Source organism: Shewanella sp. SR43-8, assembly GCF_014163775.1.
GTDB classification, from domain to species: domain Bacteria; phylum Pseudomonadota; class Gammaproteobacteria; order Enterobacterales; family Shewanellaceae; genus Shewanella; species Shewanella vesiculosa.
The window spans coordinates 1-21,974 of record NZ_JACJDX010000019.1 but is presented as its reverse complement, the minus strand read 5'-3'; the positions used below and the strand labels follow the sequence as shown (position 1 = coordinate 21,974).

The following is a 21,974-nucleotide window of genomic DNA, read 5'->3' as shown; positions in this document are numbered from 1 at the left end:
AAGATGAAATCAACTTTCACTTTCGCTACAGCACTATGCTTAACCAGTTTATTATGGAGTGCTAGTGCGTGGTCAATGACATTGCAAGAGGCTAAAGCAGCAAGAATAGTGGGTGAGCAACCGAATGGTTATTTAGGGTTAATTATCGACACTCCTGAGGCAAAACAGCTAGTATTATCCGTTAATGCTAAACGGAAATACTATTATCAATCTATCGCCAAACGACATAGCGTGAGCATTGATGAAGTCGCGACACTCGCAGCGCAAAAAGCCATTGAAGCAGCAGAACCTGGGCATATGATCCAAACGCCCCAAGGGCAATGGCTAAAAAAATAACCACGATAGAAAACTATACGTGGTTATTTATATTCACTTAATATGACGCCATTACATGGTCGCCATAGTCCAATAATCTAAGCGTTTTTGTGGTTCAGTGACAATGGATTTACAAGAATCTTTGTACTTTGCCATCAGTCCACCTAAGTTATTCGAGCCGGCTAATTTATCGATTTGCTGTTGTTTAGCGGCAATCACATCTTTTTCAACTTGCGCAGGCGCGCGATACTTTCCCGCAATAGCAACCGCATCAACTGCGGACGTTTTTAAACGGTCTCCGACTGCTTTCATTTGTGGTGCATTCATCGCACCAATCGCTTCAGAGCTAATTTGATAATAAGCTGCACATTCGATTAACTCATCAGTAAATGCCTTTTCTGCAGCATCTTCTGCACGTGCGGTCATGCTGGCGCAAAGTGCCGATACAGTAAAAATCCACATAGCAGATTTATTCATGGTTCTTTCCCTTCATGTTTAGAAATTAGTCGGTAATGTTAAGATTGATAATGCGTTAAACGAGATGTTAAAAACGGTTCTACTAGAGGCCATTCGGTTTCAAGAATCGAAAACACGACCGTGTCACGAATAGTACCATCAGCTAAGATTTTATGATTGCGTAATATGCCATCTTGCTTGGCACCGAGTCGTTCAATTGCATTTCGTGAGGCAAGATTATGCCTGTGAGTTCTAAATTCAACCGCTATGGCGTCTAAGGTATTAAAAGCATAACGGAGTATTAATAACTTAGATTCGGTATTTATGGCCGTACGCTGATAGGATTTAGCATACCAAGTGTAGCCAATTTCAAGTCTGCGATTGGGTTGATCCCAATGACAAATTCTAGTGCTACCAACAATGTTACCAGACACTTTATCACGCACGGCAAATGCAACGGCTTCACCTCGGTTTTCACAGGCTTGTGCAAACTCGACATACGCTTTCATTCCCGAAGCATCGGGGATGTTTGTATACCATAAGGTCCACAATTCACCGTCGTTAGCAGCTAAAATTAAACCAGCAACATGCTCTAATGATAATGGTTCTAAAATAACATGCTCGCCAATTAAGCAATCTTGTCTATTAATCCAGCTCAAGTTAATGCTCCTGTTGTTGATAGGTTACATTACCTTAACTGCATATAGATATACAGCCAACGGCAACAATGTTTTTATTGATATTCTAAAAACATTGTTTTCTGTTGTGACTAAAAGATTATCTTAAAAATGGCTTATCACAGCACCAGGCTGACAGCAATATGATTAAAAGCCATGATTAGCGTGACTAACCCTAAACCATCCAGCAATACTGTTGCGAGTTTTCATTGTCGGTCTCACTTCATGAGGGAAACGTTCACTTAAAAACAGCACCAAGGTTCCAATTTTAGGATTAACCACTTCTAGAGCTAAATCAGATTCATCATAAATAATCAACTCACCACCGTCGTTTTCCTGCCAGTCAGAATTTAAGAAAAAGACTGTCGATAAAATGCGGTTTTGGCTGCCGTGCAGCGCATCGAGGTGTTTTTTATAAAATGCCCCCGGCTCATAAACTGCGTAATGACTTTCAAAGTCAAATAGCCCCATAAACAAACGACGATTAAGGCCATCTTTAAGTTGACTCATCATCGACAAATATTCACGGTCAATAGGGTCTTGATTGTCTAGCCAGCTAATTTTATCCGAACGAATATCAGGATTAATTTGTTGCTCAAGACCTCGGCCAACGGCGGCTTTTTTAAAATCAATATCGCGCTGAGCTTGCACTTTTTCAAGCAAGGCCAGACTTACATAATCAGGAATGATATCTGATAAGAGGATATACCCTTTATCGACTAACGCATCTGCGATCACATCCAGCATTGCTTCACTTACTTGCGAAACCATACATGCCACATCCAACAGAAAGACTACGCTTTTTACTTTACTCAAGGGCCCTGGAAGGAAATTAAGGGCCTGATTTTCGAGGGGGCGTCATTACAAGGTATGATTGCCATACCTTGGTTATTTTTGGCGATTTTATATAATAAATACGCTCTGAACAACACTTATTAAAAGCATTTAAATTCATTAACTTAATCAAACCTAACACACAACAACAGCGAACCCTAATGGTTAAATTTGGCTATGTGACAGTATCACCTCTATCGAACCATCCTGATCAGCATCATCTAAGCGTTGAGACTCATAAGCAGCAACATGACTTTGGTGCATCTTTAACGCGAGATATAAGTCTGAATGAATTGTAATGCCTTCTTCTCCAGACACCATATCGGTTTGTTCAAACCAACTAATTAATTGTCGTTTACGCCCTGCCAATACCAAACTCACTCCGCGTTTACGCAATAATGCATTGATGTCGGTCAACATGGCCATCACGCTCAAATCTAAATGGGTAAAACATGGCACCGCATCGATAATCACGCACTCAATGGTTTCTTGTTGATTCTGACGAGCAAATCGTTCAAGTAAACGTCGTTTAAAGTAGGTGGCATTAAAATAAGTCAGTGGAGAATTAAATCGATAAATGAACACACCAGGCACAGATGCGGCTTTATCACTGCTATCAACGCTACGAATAATCCCTTTGGCATCAAGCCCGAGCACTTGATCTGTTGGTCGCATGACCGTTCGTAAAAACTGAAATAATCCCAATAGCACCGCAAGGGTAATTCCGGGAATAACGCCAATAAACAGAACAGCAAAGAAAGTTGTTAAGGCCAAATAAAATGCTTGGCGATCGCGTAAACGTAATCCCCACAGCGCTTTCAGATCGATAAGATGTATTGAGGCTATCACTAACACAACGCCCAATGCTGCACTGGGAATAAACTCTAACGGCGTGGTTAAAAACACTGCCACAATGGCGATCAATACCGCCGCAATCACGGACACTAATTGGGTTTTTCCGCCATTAGCATCATTTACAGCCGTACGAGAATCTGCGCCACTAACGGCAAAACCTTGCGAGAGAGCAGAAGCAATATTGGCCAAACCTAAGGCTTTAAACTCTTTATCGGCATCAATGTCATAACCATTTTTAGCAGCAAAGCTGCGGGCGGTAAGCATCATACTGACAAAGCTCACCATCGCTAAATTGAGCGCCGGCATGACTAACTCACGAGCGATACCGATATTAAACACTGGTGTTTGAAATGATGGCATTCCTCCTGCCACGCTTCCAATCACCGCAATATCATAGTCGGTTAAGTGGAAAAGCCACACTAAAGCGGCGCCAACAGCAATAGCAAACATCGACGCAGGCCAAGTTGGTTTAAAGCGTTTCATTGCAAAGTAGACAATTACAGTAAGGATGGCCATCAATAGCGTCGGAATATGGGTTTGCGACAAATAGCTTGGCGCACCACCTAAGCGTTCAAGTAAGTATTTTTCATCAAAGGTAAAACCGAATATTTTTGAAAATTGGCCGACAATAATGGTAATGGCGACACCATTGAGTAGTCCCATTAGAATAGGTTTTGATAAAAAGTCTGCTAATACACCTAATTTAAATCGACTGGCGATTAAACACCAAAAACCGGTCATCACGGTCATGGTCATCACTAATTGCCAATGTTTAAGGCTGTCGCCGGCCGCTAAAGGTGTCACTACCGCAGCAATAACCGCACAAGTTGCCGCATCGGGACCAACAATCAGTTGTCTTGAGGTGCCAAATAAAGCGTAGATGATCATAGGTAACACGCAAGAGTACAACCCCACAGCGGCATTCACACCGGTTAATTGCGCATAAGCAATTGCCACAGGTAACGCAACCGCGGCAACAGACAAACCGGCGCGAACATCATCCTTGAGCCAGCTTCGCTCGTAACGAGAGAAGGTCTCTAAACCTGGCATAAAATCATACAAACGACTCAGTACCACAACAACCTCAATACTTATAATCTAGGTTGTTATCATAGTTTTATTTCAAATTAATTACGACATATTCACCTGTGATAAATAAACATATTTCAGGATGGGACATACGCAGCAAAAAAAGCCGAGCATATTATGCTCGGCTTGTTAGACACTCAAAATCGCAACACGGTCATTCGCTTTGGCGATAAAAAAGCATCAATGCATTACTGTAATTTTAGTTGATACACAGTTGTGGTGCCGCTAACCTCATTACCAATCAGTAACAATGGCAAGCCTGTCGGGCTATATTGGCTGGCAATAAACTTCATCCCTTCTGGGCCTAAATCACCTGCTAATGTTGCATCACCTTCAACGTCACCAGTATCGGTATCAATGACATAATCAGCATCAAAGTTACGGTTGCTGACATAATCGACAAACGATACGGCAAATGGATTAGTAATATCGTAAATCATAAATCCAGAGGTACGCTCTAAACCAATAAAGGCATAAGTGCGTGAGCCTATTTGGCCAAGAGCGAGTGCCTCTGGCTCTGGACCTTTATCGTCACTGCGGCTATCACCTTTGTTTTCATCGTTATTATTATTGAAGTTCATTGCCAATATCGCAGCAGTAATTCGCTCAAAATCACCAGCGCTGTCAAATACTTGCTGGCCATCTGCAGTCCAAATCGAAAATGAACGCCCGCCATAAGCAACAATTTTATCCATTAAGCCATCATTGTTGTCATCACCCATACTGGTGGTGACTTTTAAGCGCCCAAGCTGTGTTTTATCTTGCGCTGCGGCAAATTGTGGATGGTTTGGATCTAAGCTTAGATCTGCTGCACGAGCCTCTTCGGAAAAACCGGCGTAATCTCGTGAATCCCCCTCATTGGCAGTGACAATAAAATCAGTATTATTCCAGCGATAACTGGCTATCGTATCTGGCTGATACATACCATAAACCCCAGCATAAGCCTGTATATTTATGGCATCATCTTTATCACTGGCATCGATTTTATTGGCGTCTAAGCCAAAGTCTTTAAGCCCTAAAGCAATAATATTTTTTACCGCTGCCGCCTTGATATCAATCACTGCAATGGCGTTATTTTCTTGTAAACTGACATAAGCAGTTTGGCTGTCTGGCGACACGGCAATATATTCAGGCTCTAAATCTTGCGCGACACTCGCTCCAGGGCCATTGATCTTAATTAATGGACTCAGTTCTGCATTACGTGAACCACCAACATTAAAATCATTGAAATCGATTAGGGTAGCCGTTGTGGCAGGCACACCATTAGTGATTGCAATTAACGCGATAGAACCTTCAGGGTCGATATCATAAGCACTATTTGGCTCACCTTCGTTGGCGACTAATAACATGCTACCGTCAGGGCTGAACACGACATTGTCGGGTAATGCTCCAACGTCAACAAATGACAAGTACTGGGGTAACTCACTGTCTGATAAACGATAAAATGCAACAATGCCATTACCTTGGGTCGCATTACCTAAGGCGTCTGCTCGTTCAACGGCAGCGGCGAGTAAATTACCCGATACACTGACGCTGTTAACTGCGCCTAATAAAGTTAAGCCAGTATCGACACTGATATTTAAATCCGTTTTTTTGCTGAGATTATTTAAACTGTAACCGGCTTCAGCGTAAACCGGCGCTTGAGTTAACATCGATAAATCAACCACATCAACTTTGCCACTTTGAGCATTGACGACAAATGCGCTTTGGCTTGCCGGATGATAATCAACAATTTCTGCGGCACTAAGACCATAAACACCTGATTGATAACGCCCCACTAAATCAGCGCTCAGAGTATTATGGGCTTGATTACACATTATTTGTGTTTGCGCCGCATCAACTTCACTTGCATCTAAAACACCATCACTATTGATGTCTACTCCGGTTTCAATTTGCTGGCCGCCGAATGGACATTGTGCATCGCCGACAGCAAGCGAGGTTAACGCAACCAGGGCTGACAACCCAACGTCTCCATTGATGCCATCCATGCCCTGGGCCCCCGCTTGTCCATCGTCACCATTGCATGCCGTTAGCAACATTGTGGCCATGATTGAAGAAACCAGTAGTGCCGTTTTACCTTGAGGGAAGCGTTTCATAAACTAAAGTTCCGAATTAAGTTATGCAAAATAATGCCAACAACTTAGACAATCAAGGTGAAGTTTTAATGACAAAAATGTTGCATTTTTGTTCTATTTGAATTCGCTCTATTGCCTTAATGTAAATGCTATTTAGCTAAATTATTCATTACAAATTCAGGCTCAGAAAATGCGCCATAGCGTGGTAAACTAACGAAAATTTTTCGCCATTTTCAGCAAAAACGCACAAAGCACATGAGGTTCCCGTGGTATCGCCATCAAAGTCCAACTCATCTCCAGTATCAGCGGGTATTCCCCACTTAGCGATGTTAATACCTATGCTTGCCGCGATTGTCGCCATCACTCCTTTAGCCATCGACATGTACTTACCAGCGATGTCTACATTGGCCTTAGGGTTTGATACCGACATCACGACAGTGCAACAATCGCTGAGTATTTATCTGGCGGGCTATGCATTAGGCATGCTGATATTTGGCCCATTGGCCGATAAGATAGGCCGACGTCCACTGGTCATATTTGGCTTATTAGGTTTCACGATTATTAGCTTACTTATTGCATTAAGTACCAGTATTGAACAATTTTTGATATTGCGTTTTGCACAAGCTCTGATTGGTGCTGCTGCCACGGTTGTGGTGCCTGGCTACATTAAAGAGATTTATGGCGACAATACCGCCAAAGGCATGTCTTATGTCAGCCTTATTATGATGTTAGCGCCATTACTTGCACCTACTTTGGGTAGTTTGATAATGGAACTCGGCGATTGGCATCTTATCTTTTTAAGCCAAAGTTGTTATGCCATCACATTATTAGTCTTAGTATTATTTAAACTAAAAATGCCCAGCGATAAAGACCTAGGCAGTCGCAGTCAAAAGACCTTTTTAGGCGGCTACTACACAGTCTTTGCTCGCAATGGCGTCAAACTGAATTTATCCAGCGGTGTATTAACTTCGTTTGCTTTCTTTTGTTACTTAACCGCTTCGCCTTTTATCTACATGGAAGTGTTTAATTTAGATAAATCGCTGTTTGCGATTTTATTTAGCACCAATGTGGGAGCCTTGATGCTCGCCAACATTGTCAACTCTAGAGTGGTTAGCCGATTCGGCTCCAAACGGATGTTACATGTATCAACATTCTTCGGAGTCATTGCCGCAACTGGCTTGCTAGCCGTTAATTTACTCGATTTAAGTTATCATTTTACCGTGTTAATGCTTATTCCTTTAATGGGCTCGCTAGGGGTGATGTCAGTCAATGCCGACGCCATTGTATTAATGAAATTCAAGCAAGAAACCGGTACTGCCACCGCAGTGATTGGTACGCTACGCTTTGGTTTTGGCGCAGTTGCGGGGCCACTGCTGGCGTATTTTTATGACGGTACCGCTGTGCCTTTTGCAGCATTGATGCTTGGCGCTATTTTATTAGTCGGGCTATGTCAGTTTTTTCAAAGTACCTTATCGAAAAATAAGACCCTTTAATGAATAAAGTATTACCACAAATAAAGTCATCGATATCGGTGGCTTTATTCTTATGAGAGTGCCAAAACAGCCAACCCTCCACTTCGCTTAACTCATTGATTAATAATGCTCAGAACAAGGTACTAATCTGGCAACTTCCCAGTGACTCTCTGGCCTTGTTGTTTAGCACATATTCATCAATAAACAGCAAAGAAAATCGCAGCACTCATCCTGCTAGTAATAAAAAAACCACCCAATATATAGCCATCATTCAAGTGTGTAATCTTGATTCACCAATCCCTGGCTCAGCAGCGATTAAATGACTGCACCAAGCAAAATCGTTATGACCACGACAAAAGTAAAACAAATCAAACACGCTATTTCCCATATGAATTGAAACTCAGCTGAACTCGATCTTCATCTCCATACACTTGAGTAGCTTCCTGCAATGCCACATTCGACCGCTAATTAGGTTGCTAAGTCGCTAATATTTAACTGTTAACTTCAGTATAAATAGTGCAGCGCTTTATTGATAAACACCCACGGCTTTCAACCCATAAATAAAAATCATAAACATGAAACTATTTCAACAAACAAAAATAATTAACCAAAGGGGTTGCAGTAAAAATAAATTTACATAAGATGGAGGCAAGTTACTGCTTCAGTAACGATAAAACTAGCCATTGAATATTACGACAGCAATATTCAATCTTCGAGTTTGAATTATCCTTCAAGCTTATTGATAAAACGATTACCGTCGTTGTATACAAGATACTGTTTACCATACGGTAACTTAATAAGGATGTATTTCATGGAAAAGCTTTCTGGCGCGAGTATGATCGTGCGCTCATTAATTGATGAAGGTGTCAGCCATATCTTCGGTTACCCCGGCGGTTCGGTGTTAGACATTTACGATTCTCTGCACAAAATATCTGGTATCGAACACATCTTAGTACGTCATGAGCAAGCTGCCGTGCACATGGCAGATGGCTACGCACGCGCTACCGGAAAAGTCGGCGTGGTACTTGTGACCTCAGGCCCTGGTGCAACCAACGCAATTACCGGGATAGCCACCGCGTACATGGATTCAATTCCGCTAGTAGTGCTGTCTGGTCAAGTACCGAGTAATTTGATTGGTAATGATGCCTTCCAAGAATGTGACATGATTGGTATTTCACGTCCTATCGTAAAACACAGCTTTTTAATAACCGACGCTAAAGACATTCCTGAAACAGTCAAAAAAGCCTTCTTTATTGCAGCAACAGGTCGCCCAGGCCCTGTGGTAATTGACTTGCCAAAAGACTGCTTAAGCCCAGATATACTGCATGATTATATTTATCCCGACAGCGTAAAAATGCGCTCATACAATCCAACAACTGTTGGTCATAAAGGCCAAATCCGTCGCGGCTTGCAAGCTTTATTAGCGGCTAAAAAACCTGTGTTATATGTCGGTGGTGGCGCGATAATTTCGGGTTGTGACGCGCAAATTCTGGCGCTTGCAGAGCGCTTGAACATCCCAGTGGTCAGTACCCTAATGGGCTTAGGTGCATTTCCTGGCACCCACAAACAAAGTTTAGGCATGTTGGGGATGCATGGTTTATATGAAGCCAATATGGCAATGCATAATACCGATTTAATCTTTGGTATTGGGGTCCGTTTTGACGACCGCACCACCAACAATGTTGAAAAATATTGCCCTAACGCAACCATTTTACACATCGATATTGATCCATCATCTATTTCTAAAACGGTTCGGGTCGATATTCCGATTGTGGGTTCTGCCGATAATATTCTAGACGCTATGTTAGATTTACTCGATGAAACGAACGACACCAATGATGCGACCGCTATGGCTGCTTGGTGGAGCGATATTGAAATTTGGCGCTCACGCCAAAGTTTAGAATTTGATCGCACCAGCGACAGAATCAAACCACAGCAAGTGATTGAAACCTTGTACAAACTGACTAATGGCGATGCTTATGTGGCGTCAGATGTCGGCCAACATCAAATGTTTGCTGCCTTGTATTACCCTTTTGATAAACCTCGCCGTTGGATTAACTCGGGTGGATTAGGCACTATGGGCTTTGGTTTGCCTGCGGCAATGGGCGTTAAAATGGCGTTTCCTGAGGAAACGGTAGTATGCGTCACAGGTGATGGTTCCATCCAAATGAATATTCAGGAGCTTTCTACCGCACTGCAATATGACACTCCGGTGAAAATTATTAACTTAAATAACCGCTTTCTTGGCATGGTAAAACAATGGCAAGACATGATTTATTCCGGTCGTCATTCGCAATCCTATATGGACTCTGTACCTAATTTCGCCAAAATTGCCGAAGCTTATGGCCATGTTGGTATGAACATCAATCACCCTGATGAATTAGAATCAAAACTAGCTGAAGCATTGGCAATGAAAGATAAATTAGTCTTTGTTGATATCAGTGTCGACGAGACTGAACACGTATACCCAATGCTCATTCGTGGCGGTGCAATGAACGAAATGTGGCTAACCAAGACGGAGAAAAGCTAATGCGTCGTATTATTTCTGTATTACTTGAAAACCAACCAGGCGCATTATCACGAGTGGTAGGTTTATTTTCTCAGCGCGGTTACAACATTGAAAGCTTAACTGTAGCGCCAACTGAAGATACAACCTTGTCACGATTAAATATTACCGTGATTGCAGATGCCAATATTCTCGAGCAAATTGAAAAGCAATTGCACAAGCTTATTGATATTTTGAAAGTGGCTAACATTACTGAGTCACCCCACATTGAACGTGAAATTGCCTTAGTAAAAGTGAAAGCTCAAGGCGATCAACGCGAAGAAGTCAAACGCACTGCAGATATTTTTCGTGGTCAAATTGTTGATGTGACTTCCAATATCTATACCGTGCAGATGGTTGGCACCAGCGATAAAATTGATGCATTTATCCACGCGCTCACCGACATGACCAAGGTGATTGAAATATCACGTTCTGGTGTAGTAGGTTTAGCCCGTGGTGAAAAATCCATGAGAGCCTAACCGCAGAACCGCAGCTTGTCTGAGGTAAAAAGCAGAGTCCCTAATAGTTATATAGTGGACTCTGCTTTTTTTTGGGCGATAAAGCCAGATACTCTCAACAGCTTACTGACTCAAGTTTAGATTTAACACTCATCACCATTGCATAAGGGGCAAGCTTACCAACCTTGACCATAAGCTTATAGACGCTAATAGCTTAGCTATATAACGGCTGCGCATCGATAGGTTTAGCTTCAACAATATAACGATATTCGGCATTACCAGAAAGTTGATCAAACGGATAACAGGTGATCAAGGTTAAGTGTTTTTCTGCCGTAGGAGCAAGCACCTTCATGTCAGTTTCATGCACCACTTCGGTGGCCGTTATTTGATATAACACTCGTTCACCCTCAGTACTATATAGCTCGATGATGTCGCCCAATTTTACATATTGTAAACGCATAAAGTGACTGTCACGATGACCCGCTATAATGGTATTCCCCTGCTCCCCTAACCCAGCACCGCCTAGCATCAAACCTGGCCCAAAAGCCAAATTACGCCCTGAGGCCCCAGCGAGTACATACAGATCGCTACCTAAGGGCTGAAAACCATCAGTTTGCTGTTGCAATACGCGCATTTTCGCCACGGGATGAGTGTCGGCCCACGACCAGGGTTTATGTGGTTGATTATCCACTAAGGTTTGCTCAAAGGCTCGTTCAATCAAAAATTGCGCAAAATGGGCTTTAGCTTGCATATAACCTCCCTGTATTAATAGTCCGCATCCGAGCACGCTCATCAGCACAATCACAATCCAGTGTTTGGTCGGTGATATAGTTCGCAGCATCATTTAGCTCCCGTTTAATCATCTGATTCAATCACTAACACCTGCCCTGGTAAACGTTGTCTTAACCATAAATAGTGCAGTAAACCCAAGCCTAATAAGCTAAAACCGATTAATAACCATAAGCGACTGGCGGTTCCTGTTTGCGGTAGCACTTGCGACGATGGTGCAGCTTGCAAACCATGTGGCAGATGATTCTGTAATTGCACGTCAATAGGGCTATCAATTAATGGATTTACCGGTGTCACGTCTACTGCAACTAAACTGGTTTGGCTGGTCACTAGGTGATACAGGATGCCTAACGCTTCCACTTGTTTATCAACACGTTGACGATTACTACTGTCTTTATACAATTCGAGTGAGGTGATTTGCGCATTCGCCCACAATAGATCAATGCCTTTTGCTGCTTGATTATTATCAAAATCAAGCTGTTGTTGCCAATACTGACCATTGATATTACCTGAGACAATAATCGGTTGCTGCTGGTGTGATGCCGATTTAATGCTGACCCAAAGTGGTTCGTTTTGGTACAGGTCGCTAATGGTTGTCGGCCAGTAATCCGGTACGCTGCCATCAAGGTAATACAAGCCAATATTGGTTAGCACAGGTTGCTCAATTTTATGTAACAACTGCTCAATTTTTTGCTGCACTTCAGCCTCATCACCAATATAGGTAAATGTGCCACGGCCCATAGTGGCAGCTCGGCGCATAAAGTCTGAATTCGGTGCAGAGCCAATGCCAACAGTAAATAATCGACTGTCACCTAATTGATTACTAATCAATTGGTACAGTTCATGTTCATTACCCACAGCACCATCTGTCATAAAAATAACCTGACGCAACATGGACTCGTTATGCTTAGCAGTTTGATCGTTTTGTGGTGCTTGGACACTGTCCACCAGCGCGGTTTGTAATGCACCGCGCATTTCGGTGCCGCCATTAGCGTCTAATGACTGAATAAACCGATTTGCTCGATTGATATTACGACTATTGGCAGGCAATGGTGTTGCCGATAACATACTGACGTCACTGTTAAATTCAATGATATTAAAACTGTCGATATCACGCAGCCCAGCGAGGGCAAATTGTAATGCTTGTTTGGCTTGAATAATCGATTGACCAGACATAGACCCAGAGGTGTCGATAACTAAAATCAGTTCTCTGGCGATAAGATGTTGCTCACTCACCTCGACACTGGGCGGCATTAACATCACTAACGAGTACAAATTGTTATCTACGGGATTGGCTTGTCTTTGCTCCGCCCCTGCAACATTTTTAGCATCAGTAAAGTCATTACTATTATCTGTCACATGGGTTTTACCGGTTTGATAAAATGTCGCTGCTTGCGGTAATGCGCCAACATTTGCTTGCCATTGCAGCACAAAATCACGGTCGGCAATTTGTTTACCTGCAAAGCTCACATTGTAATAATGGCCATGACTTGACTGTTTAATTGGATGATACAGACTGTTTAGCGAGTTCAATTCAAACCCTGCATCTATGTTTACTTGCATATTAACCATCAGTTGAGAATGGGCTTGAACTATAGGCTTCACCTCATTATGGCTAGACGGCCTGGTTTGCTGTTGCGGCTCGCTATTATGATCCCCTTGCGGGTTATAACGCGGCGTAATCGCTAATGGAAAACGTAAACTAAACATCCCATCGCGGTATTCAACCTGTTGCTGGTAACTGATCTCAACAATTAACTGCTCATGCGGAGCAAGATTGGCCACATCTGATGAAAATAAGTTACGACGCTGTTGCTGTAATAAACTGGCTTGTTTACCTTGTTTTTTAGCGGTCTCAAACGTCTGTAATGCTTGCTTCTTAGGTTGGATTTTACCCGCTATAATCTTGTCACCTATGCGTAACTGCATGCTATCAACGGCGGCATTTTCGGGTAGCGGAAAGACATATCGCCCATTAACCCATTGATCTGAATCATTGATAAACACTTGCTTAACCGTAACACGATTAAGCAAACCCGACACATCCATGCTCACTTGTGTATCCAGCGCTAAGGCTTGTATAACTTGGTTTTGGGTAGAATAGACTAAGGTTCCTTGGCTGATATCGTTATCTTGATATCCAGACGGTGAGGCAAATGCCCTTGTAACACAGGCATAAATGACAAATAACAAACCGAAACACAGTAATTTATAGACATGCTTTACAGAAAAATGTGGCATCAAAAAAAACGGGCGCATATGTAGCTCCTTACCCTTAGATACCCAAACAACCTGCTCATATTGACTTCAGGAGGCTTGGGTATAAGCGCCAACATCATTGTTTGCGCCGACATGAGTAATCATTAAAACAAAAAGAAAAATCGACTTAGTGACATTGTTTGGCACTGCGTTTTGCAAACAAATATGCAAAACCGTGCTCGGTGTTTAGTTGGCCGCGAGTTCAGCACCCGGCGCCATTAACTTGAGCGTTACTCGACGATCAAAAAAGTCATTTTCAAAATTTTGTTCTTGATGCATTGGCGATGTCGCGCCATAAGCTTGTCCATGCAAACGGTCGCGGGCTATTCCTTGTATCACCAAATATTGCGTCACTTCAGCTAAGCGCTGCTCAGACAAGGCTTGGTTAAAATCATTATCACCACGGCGATCGGCATAACCGGTTAGATCAATGGTTAATTCAGGTGATAAGTTCATCATATAAGCCACATTATCTAGCTGTTGTTCAAATAGCGGTTCAATGTGGCTCGATCCGGTTTTAAACTGCACGTTCATACCTATGGTGAGCTCATTAAGCGTCTGCAATTGGTTGGCTTGTTGTTCGGTTAAATTAGACTGTAATTGATGATACTTTTCAGACACTTGCTCCAAGGATTGCTGCTTGGCATTCAGAGCCATTAATTGCTCATTGGTTTGAGCCAATTGCTGTTCTTGATCTACCAGTTGCTGTTTCTGCACGGTAAGCTCAGCATCATCACCAACCGACTTACCAATAAAAGTACCGGTAAATGCACCAATAATGGCCCCAACAGGCCCACCAATCACAGCGCCAAGTAAAATCCCTGAGCTCAAACCCACTAGCTCTTCGGTATGTTCGCGTTCATCGGTAATATCAGTGTCATTAGCCCAGCTGACATTTGACACCATCATGGTAGTGATCATCGTTGCGGCAATAAGTTGCTTTTTCATAAAGAATTCCTTTTAGCGGTTGTTTAAAAAACGATCGTTATCATCAATGCATCATTTAATGCGTTGCTGATTAACGCTATGTCGCTATTAAACACCTCATAGATGGCTTTATTGGGGAGCAAAAATGGCAATGTGGCGATCAAATGTGGCAACAATATGGCAATTGCCGTAGACGGCTTTTTTGGTTGATAAAATCCTGTATAGTCAGCACTGTATCTATTTATCAGCTCATTAATTGAAATCATCCCATGAAACGAATTGCCATTGTTGAAGACGAAGCCGCTATCCGCGAAAACTATAAAGATGTCCTGCAACAGCAAGGATATAGCGTGCAAGCTTATGCAAACCGCCCCGCAGCTATGCTCGCCTTTAATGGTCGTTTACCTGACCTAGCCATTATTGATATTGGTTTGGAACATGAAATTGATGGTGGTTTTACCCTGTGCCAGTCACTTCGGGCGATGTCGAGTAGCTTACCGATTATCTTTTTAACCGCCAGAGACAGCGACTTTGATACCGTTTGCGGCCTACGTTTGGGCGCTGACGACTACTTAACCAAAGATGTCAGTTTTCCTCATTTATTGGCGCGTATTGCAGCACTGTTTCGCCGTTCAGAACTCATAGGCTCAAGCCCCATTGAAGACAACTTACTCGAGCGCGGTCACCTCACCATAGATGGCAACCGTATTCAGGTTTATTGGAAATCGCTGCCAATAGAGCTAACGGTGACCGAATTTTGGATGGTACACGCTATGGCAAAACATCCAGGTCATGTGCGCAGTCGCCAAGATTTAATGCAAGAAGCCAAAATTTACGTAGACGACAGTACTATCACCTCACATGTAAAACGCATTCGTAAAAAGTTTATCGCTATCGACTCCGAGTTTGACTGTATCGATACCGTGTATGGTATGGGTTATCGCTGGGACAATATTTAACCGATGAATTTACCTATAGGACTGCGCGCCAAAGTTGTCATTTTGTCACTGTTTTTACTCTGCCTACCTTGGCTTGGGTATGAATATGTGTGGGAAATGGAAAAGTACTTGCGCTATGGCCAAGAAAAAACGTTGGAAGGAACTACTCAGGCACTTGCTACCGCCTTACATGAGCGACCTAAATTATTTGACAACCAAGCCAGCTTTTTAAACCAAGTTGAAGAAGGTCGCGACTTGTACGCATACCCGTTAGCGGGCCCAATCCAACTTGATGGCAAACTCACAGATTGGGACTTATACCAACACCGCACCTTAAACTACTCTGATGAACATGTGCTTTATCAACGTAATAAATCTGAGCCAATTGATATCAGCTTTAACCATATGGTGGGTAAATACGGCGGTTACCTGTATGGATTTTTTAATGTCACTGATCAACATGTCGTTTTTCGTAGCCGTAAAAGTTTGCGTATCGACAGAAACGATCACTTAGTCATGGCCACTCAATCGCCCGATGGTCAGTTCAGGCGTTATATTATTGCCAACACTCAAAGTGGCTGGTTAAGTGCATTTGAATTACCCGCTGATCCCAGCCAATCTATGCCCGTCAGTCCAGAAGTGCGTATTCAAGGACAATGGCTCAAGACAGAGCAAGGTTACAATATTGAATTCAGGCTGCCGCTGGAAATGGTTGGCAGTAAATTAGGTTTTGCGATTCATAATGTCAACGATGCCAAAACCCGGCAATTAGTGAATATCATCGGCACATCAGCCACCGATTCCGTCGCCAGTTTAGGCACGGTACTTGTGCCCTCACCTGAAATTGAAAGCATTATTAAAGGCATGAGCCATAACAGCTCACGCATTTGGGTGGTCGATAATCACGGCCGAGTACTGGCTAAATCGGGCGATATTCGTTCATCATCCAATACGTGGGCGGATGACCTAGACGTCAATCAAGCAGACTCGTTTTGGCAGCACGTAAAACAGCAATATATATTGCCGCTGTACTACAAAATATTAACCCGTCCACCGCAAGACTTTATCGATTCGCTGCAAGACTCTACCGAACTCACCGGCAGCCACATTGAAAAAGCCTTAAGCGGTAAGCAAGGTTCAACATGGCGCCTCACCCCAGATAATAAAGCGGTGGTACTGGCCGCAGCCAGCCCAATATGGATTGATGATAAAGTCATGGGCGTCGTAATAGCAGAGGAAACCACTCACGGTATTCGCAGCCTACGTAACCGCGCATTAGAAAAGCTGTTTAACGTTATCTTGACCATTATGAGCATGGGCACCTTAGCCTTGTTTATCTTTGCTTCCAGTATTTCAAGTCGCATCCGTCGTCTGCGTGATCAGGCTGAACTCGCCATCGACAGTCAAGGCAGGGTTAGGCAGCAAATTGTCGCTTCTAAAAATCGTGATGAAATCGGTGACTTGTCCCGCAGCTTTTCAAGTATTGTCAGTCGTTTAGGTCAGTACACACATTATTTGGAAAATATGTCATCGCGCTTGTCGCATGAACTGCGCACCCCAGTTGCCGTGGTTCGCAGCTCGCTTGAGCATTTGGGTTTACAACAACTTGATGACCAATCGCAAAAATATGTTAATCGCGCTCAAGAAGGCGTCAGTCGCTTGCATCTTATTTTAAATAACCTAAGCGAAGCTACCCGCTTAGAAGCCAGTTTAACCCAAGCAGAAAGCTGCCACTTTTCATTAAAGAAGGTCATCAGTGGTTGCATGCAAGGCTATCAAATCACCTATCCAGATCAAGTATTTACCGTGCATATTGAAGATAAAACCCTGTTTTGCGACGGTGTTCCGGAATATATTGCTCAATTAATGGATAAACTGATCAACAACGCAATTGAGTTTCATGAGCCCGCCAGCGCGATTACTGTCAGCCTGACTCAATACAATAAACAGGCGATATTGAAAGTCAGTAATATTGGCCCTTTATTGCCTAAAGACATGAATAGCCAAATTTTTGAATCCATGGTGTCAATTAGGCCGCAAGGTATAAACGGCAAGCCACATCTGGGTTTAGGCTTGTATATTGCTCGTTTGGTCACCGACTTCCATCATGGCACGATTAAAGCTAGCAACATGATAGAAAATGGTATTGAAGGAGTCGAAATATGCCTGACGTTACCCTTGAGTGATGAAAAATAGTCAACCACAGCATTTAAGCGCTTTTATTTACGTTTGTAGGTGCTAGGATAATCAACTTTGGTATATCACTCACCGTAGCGCATTTATCCATGTCATTGATATTTTCTAATAAAAATTAGCTAAAGCATAAACCGTGGACTCTACACATAATGGAAGTAACAACATGAGCAAAGACGATAAACTCGCCACCCAGATTGTTAGCGTTGGCCGCGAAAAAAAATTCACCAAAGGCATTATCAATCCACCCGTATTTAGAGCCTCTACAGTGGTGTTCGACACCATGGACGAGATGCGTTTTGCGATTAAAAACAAAACCAACGGTGAAATGTTTTATGGTCGTCGCGGCACCCCAACCCATTTTGCATTTCAACAAGCCATATGCGAACTTGAAGGCGGCGCGGGTACTGCATTATACCCTTCGGGTGCTGGCGCGATCAGCAGCGCTTTGTTGGCATTTTTAAAAAGTGGTGACCACTTATTAATGGTCGACACCGCCTATGAACCGACACGCGACTTATGCAATAAAATGCTCGCGGGTTTTGGTATCGAAACCACCTATTACGACCCAATGATTGGCGATGGCATTTGTGAGTTAATTCGTCCAAACACCAAGGTGTTATTTTTGGAATCACCAGGTTCTATCACCATGGAAGTGCAGGATGTACCAACGCTCAGTCGTATCGCCCACGAACATAACGTTATTGTGATGCTGGATAATACTTGGGCCTCACCAATTAATTCTCGCCCATTTGATATGGGTGTCGACATCTCAATTCAAGCAGCCACCAAATACATTGTCGGCCATTCTGATGTGATGATGGGCACGGCTACTGCCAATGAGCAGCATTGGGAGCAGCTGCGCGAAAACAGTTACTTAATGGGCCAAACCACCTCGCCTGATGACGTGTATCTAGCCGCGCGAGGCCTACGTACCTTAGGGGTGCGTATGGCACAGCATAATAAAAATGCCTTAAAAGTAGCTAATTGGTTGGCGACTCGTGCAGAAGTCGATCATGTGCGTCACCCAGCGTTCGATACTTGCCCAGGCCACGAATTCTTTAAACGCGACTTTAGCAGTGGTAATGGCTTATTCTCGTTTGTGCTTAAGCAAGGCGACTTAGCATCGGTGACGGCTTTTGTTGAGAACATGAACCATTTTAAAATGGGCTTTTCATGGGGTGGTTTCGAAAGCTTAATTTTAGGGGTCTTTGGTATTAACAATATCCGCACGGCTACCCACTGGGACAACAGCAAGCCATTAATACGCTTACACATTGGACTTGAAGATGCCGACGATTTAATTGCAGATCTTGATGCGGCATTTAGCCGATATAATGCAATACTACAAAAATAGCCTCTACTCGTGGCTGTAACGCTTTGCAAAAAACGTTTACGGAATGTTCAAACTACAGGGAAATAAATGAATATCATCAAATTAGTCATACTCAGCCTGTGCATTAGCATTGGCTATTATGCATTAACTATCGTGGCAATTGGCCAGTCTGCTGCCGGCAACTTATTGTGGTGGTTTAATAGCAGTGAATATCCAATGCTGGCGCACCTTGCACAGAACTTTGTTGGTATCGGCATAGCAGCGTTAATTCCTGCGTTTATAATCAGAAGTTACGAGCCTGCAAGACAATGGATTGCCATTACCATTATGATTTTAGCTGCCATGTTATTGCACGGTAATATGCATTACATGCCATGGGATCCGATGGGCATCGTCAGGTTTGTAAACAACACCTTGTTTTACGGTGATATCGGTGCAAAAGTGCTGTTTTTCTATATCTTGCTGCTACCTATTCTGTGGTTGATGCTGCTTAAACGTATGGCACGTGTCTAACCAGAAGTAAGCATACAAAATAGCAGCCCAGTTAACTGTTAGGATTAACAAAGCCCTGAGTCATAATCGACCCAAGGCTTTGTTAATGCTTATGAGCCTTAGTGCAATGTCTACCACCACTGCAACTCACAACCACACTAGCATTCGCAAACCATAATGAGGTTATTAATCCTCTAGTACTGAAATGAAAATTCGGTCTGCATTCCACAGTTCTATTATTTTGCGAGTCTTCTTGGCGTTCCAAAAACATTTTCCAAACAGAATAATCCCCGCACCTTCTAACTGACGCCCTTCTGATACCTTAAAACGTTCTAATAATATCGACTTATATTTAGCGATAGGAATGCCAATATCATTACAATCAGATGGGTTTAACCAATCAAGCGCTTTGTCTAGGTGTGAAATCGTCCCCCAATACATTTTAGGCTTTGCCTCTTTGGCATTAGCACTAGGCTCAGCCTCGGCAAAGTTAACAAATAAATTCTTCGCTTTGAATTGATAGCCAGTATCAAGCTCAATCAAGGTATTCGACTGGGCTAAGTCGCTACCACGCATTAGGCTATTGAGAATTTTCTCCAGCCCCAATACTTTGACCTTGGGTTGTTGATTGTTGCCAGCGGGTTTGCGACTGGCATTATCGATTTTTGGGGCGCGGCTTGGGATTAGGTTTGCTCCAGAGGCGACAGTTTTCACCTCTGTAACGGGCTTTTTGGTGTTTAATAACCTGAAATCAATACTGATAATATTCGCATCTGCAATGAATTGATTCACTTCAACGGCATGTCGAGTCTCTCTGTCTCGCTGAGTTGAAGGATGGCCTTCGTCACATCCTGCAATATGGTATCTAGAGCCAAAACAGGCCGCTTTACCGTCTGAGCTTCTCTTACGATAATACGCCTTCCCTTTGCACTCAGGGCATTCTAAAAATTGCCTGAATTGTTCAATCTCTGATTCAGGTAACACCTGAAATTTCAAAATTGAGAAATTGTGCCTTTCACCACCATAAGTACAAACCGCATCAATCATTTGCTATCCACATCTTTTATAAAAATTCCCTTTACAATGAGCGATAAAGGAACCTTAAAACCATACCGAACAATAACAAGTTATTAATAAAAAGACTATTTTGCAATAGCCACTATGGTTATTAGCAGATATTAGAAAGTTGAATTGAACATACTAGAAGCCGCTCAACTATTAGGCCGTTAATTGGTTACGATTAGGTCAGCGCGAATCCCCATCACCAGCGACTGACGATATGATTTGATCACTTTCAAACTCACTTTTGGACAGAAACGAGCTAGGTTTCCAAATCTAATTCGTAAGTTTAGGATTAAAATTTCTATGGATTAACGCCCTATTAACAGGCAAAAAATTGTTTGCTAAAATGTTGAGGAACGAAAACAGCAAACTGTTTTTTGTCCTTGTTTAATAGCTTGTTATACGTCATTTACGCTGAAAATAAAACGTTGCACTATTAACAACTTTTACGTTATTCCCATCAATAGTTGCAGGTGTAAACAGCCACAGTTGAATAGCCTTTAGCGTTTCTTCTTGTAGCTCTTTGGGATAGGCATCAACTATTTTTGCACCTTCCACTTTACCTGATTTGTTTACGGTAAACTCCACCGTAGCAAAGCCATCAAGGTTAGCTTTGTTTTTAGGCCATATTTTTAACTCTAACACTTCATTGATCTTGGGAGCGAAAACAAGATTACCTTCATTTGGCATTGAATCAGTCGCAATTGCTATAGAGGAGAAAGCAAAAATAAACGCAAATACAAACTTCATTGAATCCTCCATGACGTATAACAGCTTATTGATTAGCAGCAGGATAACCTCCTGCTTTCTTGTAAGTTTCTTCGTCAAAATATCACTTGTAAGTGTTTGTTGTAAATATATTATTTAACAAAAAATACAGGTTAAATATGACAATTTAGCAGATAAAAAAGATGCATAGGTGTTTACGAGGTCTGCATAGCACTTTTATATATATTACAAACTATTGATAATAATGAGTTAATGTTTAACAGTTAGTATTATCGATGCGCCAATCCAACGATTTATGCATCTTTTTCATAGCAATTATCTCAACTTCAACTATAACTGTATATAAACAAGGGCTATCCACTTAGCACAACCAACCACTATATATTGTGGTTATCGATTTTTAATTGATTGGTACGTTATCGGCTTAGAACGCACTGCTTGTTCAAGCAACCTGTAGAATAATAATCCCCGAG

The 21,974-nt window shown here is 42.5% G+C and carries 18 protein-coding genes; 8 read left to right on the top strand and 10 right to left on the bottom strand.

What is annotated here, in order from left to right; genetic code table 11:
- Window positions 1-3: 3 nt before the first annotated feature.
- Window positions 4-336 (top strand): YdbL family protein, encoded by a 333-nt coding sequence (locus H5114_RS19290; protein WP_182698761.1) that lies wholly within the window; start codon window positions 4-6, stop codon window positions 334-336.
- 51 nt (window positions 337-387) lie between these two features.
- Here the strand turns inward: H5114_RS19290 and H5114_RS19285 are convergent, their stop codons facing one another.
- The 5 genes from H5114_RS19285 to H5114_RS19265 form a co-directional block, all read right to left on the bottom strand.
- A complete protein-coding gene (locus H5114_RS19285; RefSeq protein WP_165870201.1) occupies window positions 388-777 on the bottom strand; it encodes a hypothetical protein in 390 nt (129 codons plus the stop codon).
- Between the two features lie 53 nt (window positions 778-830).
- On the bottom strand, window positions 831-1,421 hold the full coding sequence (locus tag H5114_RS19280; RefSeq protein ID WP_182723815.1) for a GNAT family N-acetyltransferase: 591 nt from the start codon (window positions 1,419-1,421) through the stop codon (window positions 831-833).
- 174 nt (window positions 1,422-1,595) lie between these two features.
- Window positions 1,596-2,219 (bottom strand): 2OG-Fe(II) oxygenase, encoded by a 624-nt coding sequence (locus H5114_RS19275; RefSeq protein WP_182723801.1) that lies wholly within the window; start codon window positions 2,217-2,219, stop codon window positions 1,596-1,598.
- Window positions 2,220-2,447: 228 nt separating this feature from the next.
- A complete protein-coding gene (locus tag H5114_RS19270; protein ID WP_182723814.1) occupies window positions 2,448-4,187 on the bottom strand; it encodes a SulP family inorganic anion transporter in 1,740 nt (579 codons plus the stop codon).
- Between the two features lie 227 nt (window positions 4,188-4,414).
- A complete protein-coding gene (locus H5114_RS19265; RefSeq protein WP_182723800.1) occupies window positions 4,415-6,322 on the bottom strand; it encodes a choice-of-anchor I family protein in 1,908 nt (635 codons plus the stop codon).
- 305 nt (window positions 6,323-6,627) lie between these two features.
- Between H5114_RS19265 and H5114_RS19260 the strand changes: the two genes are divergently transcribed.
- The 3 genes from H5114_RS19260 to ilvN all read left to right on the top strand — a co-directional run bounded on the left by H5114_RS19260 (window position 6,628) and on the right by ilvN (window position 10,797).
- Window positions 6,628-7,794 carry a multidrug effflux MFS transporter gene (locus H5114_RS19260; RefSeq protein ID WP_124018442.1) on the top strand — a complete coding sequence of 389 codons (1,167 nt, stop codon included), beginning with the start codon at window positions 6,628-6,630 and terminating at the stop codon, window positions 7,792-7,794.
- Window positions 7,795-8,584: 790 nt separating this feature from the next.
- A complete protein-coding gene (locus H5114_RS19255) occupies window positions 8,585-10,303 on the top strand; it encodes an acetolactate synthase 3 large subunit (RefSeq protein ID WP_182698765.1) in 1,719 nt (572 codons plus the stop codon).
- Entirely contained in the window at window positions 10,303-10,797 is a 495-nt protein-coding gene (gene ilvN, locus H5114_RS19250; protein ID WP_182723813.1) for an acetolactate synthase small subunit, read from the top strand. The genes H5114_RS19255 and ilvN overlap by 1 nt, the downstream gene beginning before the upstream one ends.
- A gap of 193 nt (window positions 10,798-10,990) precedes the next feature.
- On the opposite strand, the gene H5114_RS19245 is transcribed toward ilvN, so the two are convergent.
- The 3 genes from H5114_RS19245 to pdsO all read right to left on the bottom strand — a co-directional run bounded on the left by H5114_RS19245 (window position 10,991) and on the right by pdsO (window position 14,772).
- Window positions 10,991-11,569, bottom strand: coding sequence for a class GN sortase (locus H5114_RS19245; RefSeq protein ID WP_259395343.1), 579 nt, complete (start codon window positions 11,567-11,569; stop codon window positions 10,991-10,993).
- A gap of 62 nt (window positions 11,570-11,631) precedes the next feature.
- Complete coding sequence (locus tag H5114_RS19240) at window positions 11,632-13,824, bottom strand: marine proteobacterial sortase target protein (protein WP_182723799.1); 2,193 nt, start codon at window positions 13,822-13,824, stop codon at window positions 11,632-11,634.
- 186 nt (window positions 13,825-14,010) lie between these two features.
- The gene (pdsO, locus tag H5114_RS19235) at window positions 14,011-14,772 is read right to left on the bottom strand and encodes a sortase-associated OmpA-like protein PdsO (protein WP_182723798.1); all 762 of its coding nucleotides are present in this window, start codon (window positions 14,770-14,772) and stop codon (window positions 14,011-14,013) included.
- Between the two features lie 248 nt (window positions 14,773-15,020).
- Between pdsO and pdsR the strand changes: the two genes are divergently transcribed.
- The 4 genes from pdsR (at window position 15,021) to H5114_RS19215 (ending at window position 19,731) form a co-directional block, all read left to right on the top strand.
- Complete coding sequence (gene pdsR / locus H5114_RS19230) at window positions 15,021-15,710, top strand: proteobacterial dedicated sortase system response regulator (RefSeq protein WP_124018430.1); 690 nt, start codon at window positions 15,021-15,023, stop codon at window positions 15,708-15,710.
- Window positions 15,711-15,713: 3 nt separating this feature from the next.
- Complete coding sequence (gene pdsS / locus H5114_RS19225) at window positions 15,714-17,885, top strand: proteobacterial dedicated sortase system histidine kinase (protein ID WP_182723797.1); 2,172 nt, start codon at window positions 15,714-15,716, stop codon at window positions 17,883-17,885.
- A 163-nt stretch (window positions 17,886-18,048) separates the two neighbouring features.
- Window positions 18,049-19,239 carry a cystathionine beta-lyase gene (locus H5114_RS19220; RefSeq protein ID WP_182723796.1) on the top strand — a complete coding sequence of 397 codons (1,191 nt, stop codon included), beginning with the start codon at window positions 18,049-18,051 and terminating at the stop codon, window positions 19,237-19,239.
- A 66-nt stretch (window positions 19,240-19,305) separates the two neighbouring features.
- Window positions 19,306-19,731 carry a hypothetical protein gene (locus H5114_RS19215; protein ID WP_124018427.1) on the top strand — a complete coding sequence of 142 codons (426 nt, stop codon included), beginning with the start codon at window positions 19,306-19,308 and terminating at the stop codon, window positions 19,729-19,731.
- A 165-nt stretch (window positions 19,732-19,896) separates the two neighbouring features.
- Here the strand turns inward: H5114_RS19215 and H5114_RS19210 are convergent, their stop codons facing one another.
- Together H5114_RS19210 and H5114_RS19205 are read right to left on the bottom strand one after the other, a co-directional pair.
- On the bottom strand, window positions 19,897-20,757 hold the full coding sequence (locus H5114_RS19210; RefSeq protein ID WP_182723795.1) for a hypothetical protein: 861 nt from the start codon (window positions 20,755-20,757) through the stop codon (window positions 19,897-19,899).
- A 420-nt stretch (window positions 20,758-21,177) separates the two neighbouring features.
- Window positions 21,178-21,522: an energy transducer TonB gene (locus tag H5114_RS19205; protein ID WP_182723794.1), complete on the bottom strand. Its 345-nt coding sequence runs from the start codon at window positions 21,520-21,522 to the stop codon at window positions 21,178-21,180.
- Window positions 21,523-21,974: the final 452 nt, after the last annotated feature.